Raw genomic sequence first — 8,954 nt, 5'->3', positions numbered from 1 at the left:
CCCCAGCCCAGGCTGTAGTCGGCGTGGATCGCCTGGCCCGAACGGGTGCGCGTGTCGCTGTTGCGCTGGTTGAAGTCGTACATGACCTTCAGGTCGGCGTTCAGGCCGGTGGGCTGCGTGTAGGTCAGCGCGGCCAGGGGCTGGATGGTCCAGTAGTTCTTGCCCAGGCTGGACGGATCCTTGGCGTCGTACTTGCCCGTGGGCGCGTAGACATCGACGCCGAACAGATAGTGCAGCGCCGGCGAGGCGTGATAGCCCAGCGCCGCGCCGACGGCGATGTCGCCCAGGCCCGAGCTCTTGAAGCGCGCGCCGTTGGCGCGGAAGTCCACGTCCAGCAGCGGCACCACCGTGTGCAGCGCCAGGCTGCCGCCCAGCACCGGCTGGGGGGCCACCCAGATGAGGCGTGGCGCCAGCATGTTGACATTGACCTTGAAGTCGCGCACCAGCGACTCGCCGCTGTTGCCGCGCAGCGTGTCGTAGCGCAGCGCGCCGCCGTAGGTCAGGAAGTGCACGCCCGGCGGGGGCAGGGCGCCGACCATGTAGTTTTCCAGGCCGTCGGGATAGATCGGCAGGGCGCCGCCCTCGATGGCCAGCGCCGCGGACGGCCCCAGGGCCGACGCCAGCAGTAGTGCCCAGGCGGGCATGGATTTGCGCATAGCTTTGTCTCCTAACCACGGTGTGTTGTTGTTGGTACGGCAACTGGCTGGCGTGGCGCGCGCCGCCCGCGATGGGCGAAAGGCGCGCGCGGCCGTCCCGGGCGCGCGGACGGATCCACGCGCCGGAAGGTGTGGCAAGGCCCGGGGCGTCGGGCAGTTATTTCCGCGCGATCTCCCGGGCGACCAGCGTGCCCGAGCCCGCGCCCAGTCCGGGACCGGGGTGGGTGGACGCGCCGATGTGGTACAGGCCGGCGACCGGCGTTCGATGGCCGCGCGCGCCGCCGCCGCTGGCGAAGGGGCGCAGCCAGAAGAACTGATCGGGCGAGCAGATGCCCGAGTACGGATCGCCGCCGACCAGGTTGCAGTTCAGCGCCTCCAGGTCGGCCGGCGAGTAGGCGCGGCGGCCGACGATGCGCTCGGCCAGTCCGGGCATGACCCGTTCCAGGCGCGCCTGGACGCGGTCGGCATAGGCCTCGCGCACGGCCTCGTTCCAGCGGCCGTCGGCGGGCGTGTCGATCTGGCCGGCGGCGTCGCCCTTCAGGCGCGCGGGCATTTCCTGCATCTGGATCCACAGGATCCAGCCGCCCTCGGGTGCGCGCGACGGGTCCACCGCCACCGGCTGGCCGATGGCCAACGTCGGGCGCGAGGGCAAGAGGCCGTTGTTGGCCTCGGTAACAGAGGCGCAGACCTGTTCCAGGCTTTCGGTCAGGTGCACCAGCGGCACCTTGACCAGTTCGGGCTCCGTCCAGGCCGGCGGCGCGTTCAGCGCGAAATGCAGCTGCATGCAGCCACGGCCGTAGCGGTAGGCCTGCGCGCGCTCGCGCGCCGGTGGCGGCGCGTCGGGCAGCAGCTGGCCGTAGAGTTGTTGCGGCGTGACGTTGCAGACCACGGCGTCGCGGGCGCGCACGCGGCCGCCGTCGGCCAGCTGCACGCCGACGGCGCGGGCGCGCCGTCCCTGGCCCTCGACCAGCACGCGGTCCACCTGCGCGTTGGTCAGCAGCTGGCCGCCGCGATTCTCGATGACGCGGGCCAGCGCCTCGACCAGCCGGCTGCCGCCGCCCTTGATCACGGGCATGCCGCCGCTGACCACGGCGGCGAAGGTCAGCTTGCCGATCAGCGCCGAACCGGCATCGTCCGGCCCCAGGCCGGAGTGCAAGGTCCAGGGCGCGATCAGCGCGCGCGCCGCGTCCGAGCGCAGCGTGCGCTCGGACCAGCGGCGGAAATTCTCCAGCGCGCCGGCGGCGAAGGCGGTCATGCCGTCCAGCCCGCGCTTGCGCCATTCGCTGTACAGCAGCTTGAGCAGATCCCAGCTGTAGGGATTCTTGCCCAGCAGGCCGAAGGTCAGCGCGGCGTCCTCGCCGAACATGCGCGCGGCCATGTCCTGCAAGGCCTGGCCGTCGCCGGGCGAGAGCGCGTCCAGGCGCCGGGCGGCGTCGGCCATGTCCTGCCTGAGCGCCAGGCCCCGGCCGTCCGGCCCGACCAGGCCGGTCGAATAGTCGCCGCACAGCACTTCCAGCCCGGCCTGCTCCAGCTCGGACTTGAGTTCGGCATAGCCCGGACTGCCGACGAACAGCGGATGCCAGGACGAGAACACCTCGTGCCGGTAGCCGGGGAACAGTTCCTCGGTGCGGATGCAGCCGCCGAGCCGGTCGTTGCGTTCCAGCACCAGCACGCGCTTGCCGCGCACGGCCAGCAGCGCCGCGCCGACCAGCGAATTGATGCCGCTGCCGACGAACACCACCTGGGTTTCGGTCGGCGCGCTCATGCCTGCTCCACCAGCGCCAGCACGCGCAAGGGGCTGCCTGAGCCGCCCTCGATCTTCAGCGGCGCGGCCAGGATCATGGCGCCCTGCGGCGGCAGCTGATCCAGGTTCTTCAGGCATTGCAGGCCGTAGCGGTTGGCGCCATGCATCAGCGTGTGGCAGGGATAGGGCAGCGGCCAGGCATGGGACTGGCCGGCATCGGTGTTGATGGTCTCCACTCCGAAGCCGTGCGCGTCGCGCTCGCGGATCAGCCATTGCACGGCTTCCTGCGTCGGGCCGGGCGTGTGCGCGCCGTCCTCGCGCAGGTTGAGGAAGGCGGCCGGATCCTGCGCGCGCCGCGACCAGTCGCTGCGCAGCAGCACCCAGGCGCGCGGCGGGATGCGGCCGTGGCGACGTTCCCAGTCCTGGATGAATTCCACGGTCAGCAGCCAGTCGTCGTTCTGCGCGACCTCGGCGCTGGCGTCCAGCACCACGGCCGGCGCGATGAAGTGCTCGGGCGCGATGGTGTCGACGCTGTTGGCGGGATGGTCGCGGCCGCTGATCCAATGGACCGGGGCGTCGAAGTGCGTGCCGGTGTGCTCGCCACAGGAGAAGTTGTTCCAGTACCAGCCGGGGCCGGCCTCGTCGTAGTGCGAGATGCGTTCGATCTTGAAGGCCTGCACCTGGCCGAATTGCGGCGGCAGCTGCAGCGCCGGGAACGAGGGCGACAAGGTCTGGGTCAGGTCGACCACGCGGACGGCGCCCCGCGCCATGCGCAGGGCCAGTTCGGGCAGGAGGGCCGGGGCGCTCATGGCTGGGAATCTCCGGGTTGGGATGGCGGGACGGCCGGGGCGCGGGCCGGCACCGAGGTGAAGCGGCCGGCATGGAACACCAGCGGTTCGCTGGGCTGGCTGGCCACGCGCACCACCTGGCCGACCAGCAGCAGGTGGTCGCCCACCGTGCGACAGTGGTCGTGGGCGCAGACCAGGGTGGCCAGCGCGCCGTCGATGGCGGCCACGCCCTCGGGCGTCTCGCGCACCGTCACGTCGGCGAACTTGTCCGGCACCGCCGGATCGGCGAAGCGCCGCGCCAGCGCCTCGTGGCCGCTGGCCAGGATGTTGATCGCGAAATGCGCGCTGTCGCGGAACACCGCCAGGTTGGGCGAGCGGTTCACCAGGCTCCACAGCACCAGCGGCGGATCCAGCGACAGCGAGGCGAAGGAATTGATGGTCAGCCCCACGTTGCGGCCGTCGGCGGCGCGCGTCGTGACGATGGCCACGCCGGTCGGGTAGCTGCCCAGCAGGTCGCGCAGCGCGCGGGGCGCCAGGTCGACGCTGCCCCAGGCGGCGCAGGCGGGGGCTTCATGGCATTGCCGGACGGCCAGGAGCGTGGTCATGCTGCGTTCCTCATGCACGGGCGGTCAGGCGGCGCGCGCCACGGCCTGGTGCCGCTTGAGCAGCTCGCCGGCCTCGGCGGCGTCGCTCCACCAGGGGAAGTAGCTGGGCGGATGATTGAAGCCGTTGGCGATGAGGCCGGCCAGCCCCGGCGACTGCTGCGCCGCGCCCAGCACCTGCAGGATGTGCGGCGGGGGCGGCAGCAGCAGCGAGTTGGTCCATTGCACCACCCACTTGGCATAGTCCCAATAGCGCTCGAAGGTCTGTTCCATCCATGCGCGCGTGTAAGGCGCGTCGCCGTGCGCCAGGATCGCGTCCAGGTAGACCTTGGCCGCTTTGGTGGCGTTGTTCGAACCCTGGCCGGTGACCGGATCGTTGACCACCACCGCGTCGCCCAGGCCGAACACCAGCTTGCCGGATGGCAGCGTCATCACCGGCTTGCGGATGGTGGGCGCGAAGGCGCCGGCCAGGATGCCCTTGGCGTCGGTCAGTTCCACCTTGGCGGCGCGCGCGCCTTCCCAGGGCAGGTAGGTGTCCAGGAAACGCTTGCTCGCGGCCAGGTGCTCGGCCGGCGATTTGAGGTCGCGCCAGCAGTCCAGCGGGCCGCCGGGCACGCCCTCGAACACCATGATGTCGCAGGGGCCGCTGAGCGTCAGCGCGGGGAACACGAAGTATTCGCCGACGCCGGGCACCAGGTTGAAGGACACGCGCGAATAGTCCGGCGTGGGCGCCAGGCCGTGCACATAGGTCAGCGCCAGCGCGCGTTGCGGCTTGTCGAACTGCGAGCGCGCGGCGTCGCGCTCGAACAGCTTGACCACTTCGCCCTTGCCGGCGGCCAGGATGACCAGGTCGTGGCTTTGCGCCAGCGTTTCCAGCTCGGCCACGCCCACGTCCTGGATCAGCAGATTGCCGCCGCGCGCGGCGAAGCGCTCCAGCCACACCGGCATCTTCAGGCGCTGGTCCACGGCCTGGGCCGGGCGGTCCAGCGGCGCGGCCCAGTCGATGGCCTTGGCGCCGGCCTGCTCGGGATGCGGCACGGCGAAGCCGATGCCCTGGACAGGCGGACAGGCATCGCCCCATTCGTCGATGCCCAGGTCGCGCTCGATCCGCAGCGCCGGGTCGAAGATGCACTGGCTGGACATGACCTGGCCGGCGCGCACCTCGTCGGGCTTGCGGTTGGTGGCCACGGTGACGTCATAGCCTTTGTCCAGCAGGCCCAGGGCCAGCGGCATGCCCGCCTGGCCGCCGCCCACGATTGCGATTCGAGTCATCAAGTTCTCCTGAATGGAATGTCCGGATTGCGGCGAAGGATGGCGCGGGCCTTACTCGGCCAGGCGCGGAATGGCGGGCTTGGCCTGCTCGGGACCCATGGCCGAATAGCCGCCGTCGACCGCGTAGTCGGCGCCGGTGACGAAGGACGCGTGTCCCGACAGCAGGAAGGCCACCACGTCGGCGACTTCGCGCGGATCGCCGACGCGGCCGAGCAGGTGGTAGTCGGCGGCCACGCGGTCGGTCTTGGCGCGGTCGCCGCCGGTGATCTCGTCCATCACGCGCGACCAGGTCCAGCCTGGTGACACCGAATTGACGCGGATGCGGTCGCCGGCGAAGTCCATCGCCATGTTGCGTGTGAGCTGCACCAGCGCGGCCTTGGACACCGGATAGAGCCAGCGGCCCGTCTGCGCGGCCTTGGCCGAGATGCTGGTGAAGTTGACGATGGCGCCGCCGCCGGAGGCCACCAGGTGGGGGCGCGCGGCGCGCGCGGCCATGACCGCGCTGACCAGGTTGATGTCCAGCGCGCGCAGCCAGTCCGCGCGGCCCGATGCCGCGCCGTCGTCCAGGTAGGTGGCGGCCAGGTTGACCAGGAAGTCCAGCCGGCCGAAGTGCCTGGCGGCCTCGGCCACGCACTGTTCCAGTCGCGCGTCGTCGGTGATGTCGACCTGCCAGGCGCGGCAGCCTTGCGGGTCTGCGGCGGCGACCTTCTCGCCGCCCGCGCCGTCCACGTCCAGCACGGCGACGCGCACGCCGTAGCCGCGCAGCGCGCGCACCACGCCCGCGCCGATCAGGGTGGCGCCGCCGGTGACGATGGCGACCTTGCCTTCCAGATCCTTCATGCGATTTCCCCTTTGGAGTTGGCCTCGTTCGCGGCGGGCGCTTGCGCCTGGCGCCGCGGTTTCATTGAGACGCATGGTGTGGCCGGGGGGGCGCGCGGACATAGCCGGGACCTGCGCCTGCTATCCGCGCAATGCCGGTATTGCGTGTTTATTTACGCGGCGTCATGTCGGCTGTCCGGATAGCGCGCGCGTTGTCCGCTGCGTGCAGACACGCGGCTGCCATATCAGGAGAAGGCCGCGCGCACCGCGTCGAAGGCGGCCGCCACCAGCGGTTCCCCGCTGCGCGAGGCCAGGCAGACGAAGGACAGCTCGGTGCGGATCTCCAGTCCCTGCACCAGCAGCAGGCCGTGCGTCTGCGATTCGCGCAGGGCCAGCGAGTCGCGCGCCAGCGACAGGCCCACGCCCGAGCGCACCAGATCCAGCATGGATGCCTCCTGGTCGACCTCGGCCACCGCGTTGGGCACGGCATCCAGCTCGGCGAACTTGCGCGCCAGCAGGCGATGGTGGACCGAGTCCGGCGGCGTCCAGATCCAGGGCAGGGCGGCGATCTCCTTCCAGCCCCGGCCGCTGACCATCTGACCCCAGCCCTTGGGCGCGACCACGTAGTAGGAGAAAGCCGCCAGCGGCTGCGCGTGCAGCGCCGGCTGGGCGCGCGGCGCGTCCAGCGGGCCGAGGAAGTATCCCGCGTCCAGCTCGCCCGCGCGCACCAGCCGCGCCGCCGAGCCGGACATGCCGTGGCGCAGCATGGGCCGCAGCTTGGGATAGCGCGCCATCAGGTGCCGCAAGGCGGCGCCCAGGCGCAGGAACTCCGGATCGAGGATGGTGCCCAGCCTCAATTCGCCCTGCAGCGTGTCGCGCAGCGTGGCGATGGCGCGCTGGAAATCGTCCAGCGCGTCCAGCACGCGCAGCGCCGGCGGCAGCAGCGCGCGGCCGTCGGCGTTGGGCGACAGACCCTGCGCGCTGCGCGAGAACAGCGTCAGGTCCAGCGATTCCTGGAAGTTCTTGAGCTGCAGGCTGAGCGCGGGCTGGGTCAGGTGCAGGTGCTCGGCGGCGCGCGTCAGGTTGCCTTCGCGCGCCACGGCGGCAAAGCTGCGGATGTGCTTCAGGTCCATGGCCGGATCCGGAAAGTGGGCTGAGCTTTATTAGAGATGCTTATGAAGCGCTTTTCAACAAATCATTGGACAGCCGTGGATGCCTGGGCGAAAGTGACGGCAAAACAGCGTACTCCCCCGGGACGGCAAGGCCCGGGCGGTTTTCCCGGCTTGCAAAACCGGGGCAACAACCATAAGAAGCGCATATGGAGACATACGACTACATCATCGTGGGCGCGGGGTCGGCCGGCTGCGTGCTGGCCAACCGGCTGAGCCGCGATCCGGCAACGCGGGTGCTGCTGCTGGAGGCCGGCGGGCGCGACAACTACCACTGGATCCACATTCCCGTCGGCTATCTGCATTGCATCGGCAATCCGCGCACCGACTGGATGTACCGCACGGCCAGCGAGCCCGGCCTGGGCGGCCGCTCGCTGATCTATCCGCGCGGCCGCGTGCTGGGCGGCTGCTCGTCCATCAACGGCATGATCTACATGCGCGGCCAGCGCGAGGACTACGACCAGTGGGCCGCGCTGAGCGGTGACGAAGCCTGGAGCTGGGACCGGGTGCTGCCCGTGTTCAAGCGCAGCGAGGACCATCATCGCGGCGCGTCCGAGCATCATGGCGCGGGCGGCGAGTGGCGGGTGGAGTCGCAGAGGCTGCGCTGGGACATCCTGGAAGCCTTCGCCCAGGCGGCGGACCAGGCCGGCATCCCGCCGGTGGACGATTTCAATCGCGGCGACAACTTCGGCAGCGGCTACTTCGAAGTGAACCAGCGCGGCGGCTGGCGCTGGAACACCTCCAAGGCCTTCCTGAGGCCGGTGCGCCAGCGCGCCAATCTGCAGGTGCTGACCGGCGCCTATGCGCGCGAGCTGCTGTTCGAGGGCATGCGCTGTGTCGGCCTGCGCCTGCTGCGCGACGGCCGCGAGCAGACCGTGCGCGCGCGGCGCGAGGTGGTGCTGGCCGCCGGCGCGGTCAATACGCCCCAACTGCTGGAACTGTCCGGCGTGGGCGAGCCGGCGCGCCTGCGCGAGGCCGGCATCGATATCCGCCACGCGCTGCCCGGCGTGGGCGAGAACCTGCAGGATCATCTGCAACTGCGCGTCATCATCAAGGTGCAGGGCGTCAAGACGCTGAACCGGCTGGCCGCCACCTGGTGGGGCAAGGCCGGCATCGGCCTGGAATACCTGCTCAAGCGCAGCGGTCCGATGAGCATGGCGCCGTCGCAGCTGGGCCTGTTCGCCCGCTCGGACGAAGGCCAGGCCCGCGCCAACGTGGAATTCCACGTGCAGCCGCTGTCGCTGGGCGCTTTCGGCGAACCGTTGCACAGCTTCGACGCCTTCACGGCCAGCGTGTGCAACCTGCGGCCCACGTCGCGCGGCAGCGTGCACACGCAGGGGGTCGATGCGCAGGCGGCGCCGCTGATCCGGCCCAACTACCTGAGCACGGATGAAGACCTGAAGGTGGCGGCCGATTCGATACGGCTGGCGCGGCGCATCGCGGCCTCGCCCGCGTTGAGCCGCTACCGGCCCGAGGAATGGCTGCCCGGTCCGGCCTACCGCAGCGAGGACGAGCTGCGCCAGGCGGCCGGCAAGATCGGCACCACCATCTTCCATCCGGTGGGCACCTGCGCGATGGGCCGGCGACCGGACCAGGGCGCGGTGGTGGACGCGCGCCTGCGCGTGCACGGGCTGGAAGGATTGCGCATCGCCGACGCCTCGATCATGCCCCTGATCACCTCGGGCAACACCAATTCGCCGACCATCATGATCGCGGAGCGGGCGGCCGACATGATCCGCGAGGATGCAGCGGGCTCGTAAGGTCCCCGGCATCCTGCGCGGCGGCCGCCGCAAGTGTTGACGGTAGCTATCCCAAGCGTAGGCCGTAGCCATTCCAAGCGGGGCCCGCGGATCCGGCTCTGCCGGTCCGCAGCGGCGCCCCCTTGAAGGGGGCCCGCCTAGGGG

General features: G+C 70.8%; 8 protein-coding genes. 1 reads left to right on the top strand and 7 read right to left on the bottom strand.

What is annotated here, in order from left to right:
• From AC6LJ5_RS29175 to AC6LJ5_RS29145, 7 genes are all read right to left on the bottom strand, one after another.
• A partial coding sequence (locus AC6LJ5_RS29175; protein ID WP_498142328.1) for a SphA family protein occupies positions 1-656 on the bottom strand: 656 nt, incomplete at its 3' end.
• Positions 657-813: 157 nt separating this feature from the next.
• Entirely contained in the window at positions 814-2,421 is a 1,608-nt protein-coding gene (locus tag AC6LJ5_RS29170) for a phytoene desaturase family protein (RefSeq protein ID WP_498142327.1), read from the bottom strand.
• Entirely contained in the window at positions 2,418-3,209 is a 792-nt protein-coding gene (locus AC6LJ5_RS29165) for a cyclase family protein (RefSeq protein WP_103275020.1), read from the bottom strand. The genes AC6LJ5_RS29170 and AC6LJ5_RS29165 overlap by 4 nt, the downstream gene beginning before the upstream one ends.
• The gene (locus AC6LJ5_RS29160; RefSeq protein WP_498142326.1) at positions 3,206-3,793 is read right to left on the bottom strand and encodes a flavin reductase family protein; all 588 of its coding nucleotides are present in this window, start codon (positions 3,791-3,793) and stop codon (positions 3,206-3,208) included. Before AC6LJ5_RS29160 ends, AC6LJ5_RS29165 begins: the two co-directional genes overlap by 4 nt.
• Positions 3,794-3,817: 24 nt before the next feature.
• Positions 3,818-5,062, bottom strand: a complete 1,245-nt coding sequence (locus AC6LJ5_RS29155) for a styrene monooxygenase/indole monooxygenase family protein (protein ID WP_498142325.1) — start codon at positions 5,060-5,062, stop codon at positions 3,818-3,820.
• A gap of 51 nt (positions 5,063-5,113) precedes the next feature.
• Complete coding sequence (locus AC6LJ5_RS29150) at positions 5,114-5,902, bottom strand: SDR family oxidoreductase (protein WP_103275017.1); 789 nt, start codon at positions 5,900-5,902, stop codon at positions 5,114-5,116.
• Positions 5,903-6,126: 224 nt separating this feature from the next.
• The gene (locus AC6LJ5_RS29145; protein WP_103275016.1) at positions 6,127-7,014 is read right to left on the bottom strand and encodes a LysR family transcriptional regulator; all 888 of its coding nucleotides are present in this window, start codon (positions 7,012-7,014) and stop codon (positions 6,127-6,129) included.
• A 185-nt stretch (positions 7,015-7,199) separates the two neighbouring features.
• On the opposite strand from AC6LJ5_RS29145, the gene AC6LJ5_RS29140 reads away from it, so the two are divergent.
• Positions 7,200-8,810, top strand: coding sequence for a GMC family oxidoreductase (locus tag AC6LJ5_RS29140; protein WP_498142324.1), 1,611 nt, complete (start codon positions 7,200-7,202; stop codon positions 8,808-8,810).
• Positions 8,811-8,954 lie beyond the last annotated feature (144 nt).

It is taken from the genome of Achromobacter sp. 1011791174 (genome assembly GCF_059760925.1).
This window is presented reverse-complemented; position numbering and strand designations above follow the sequence as displayed.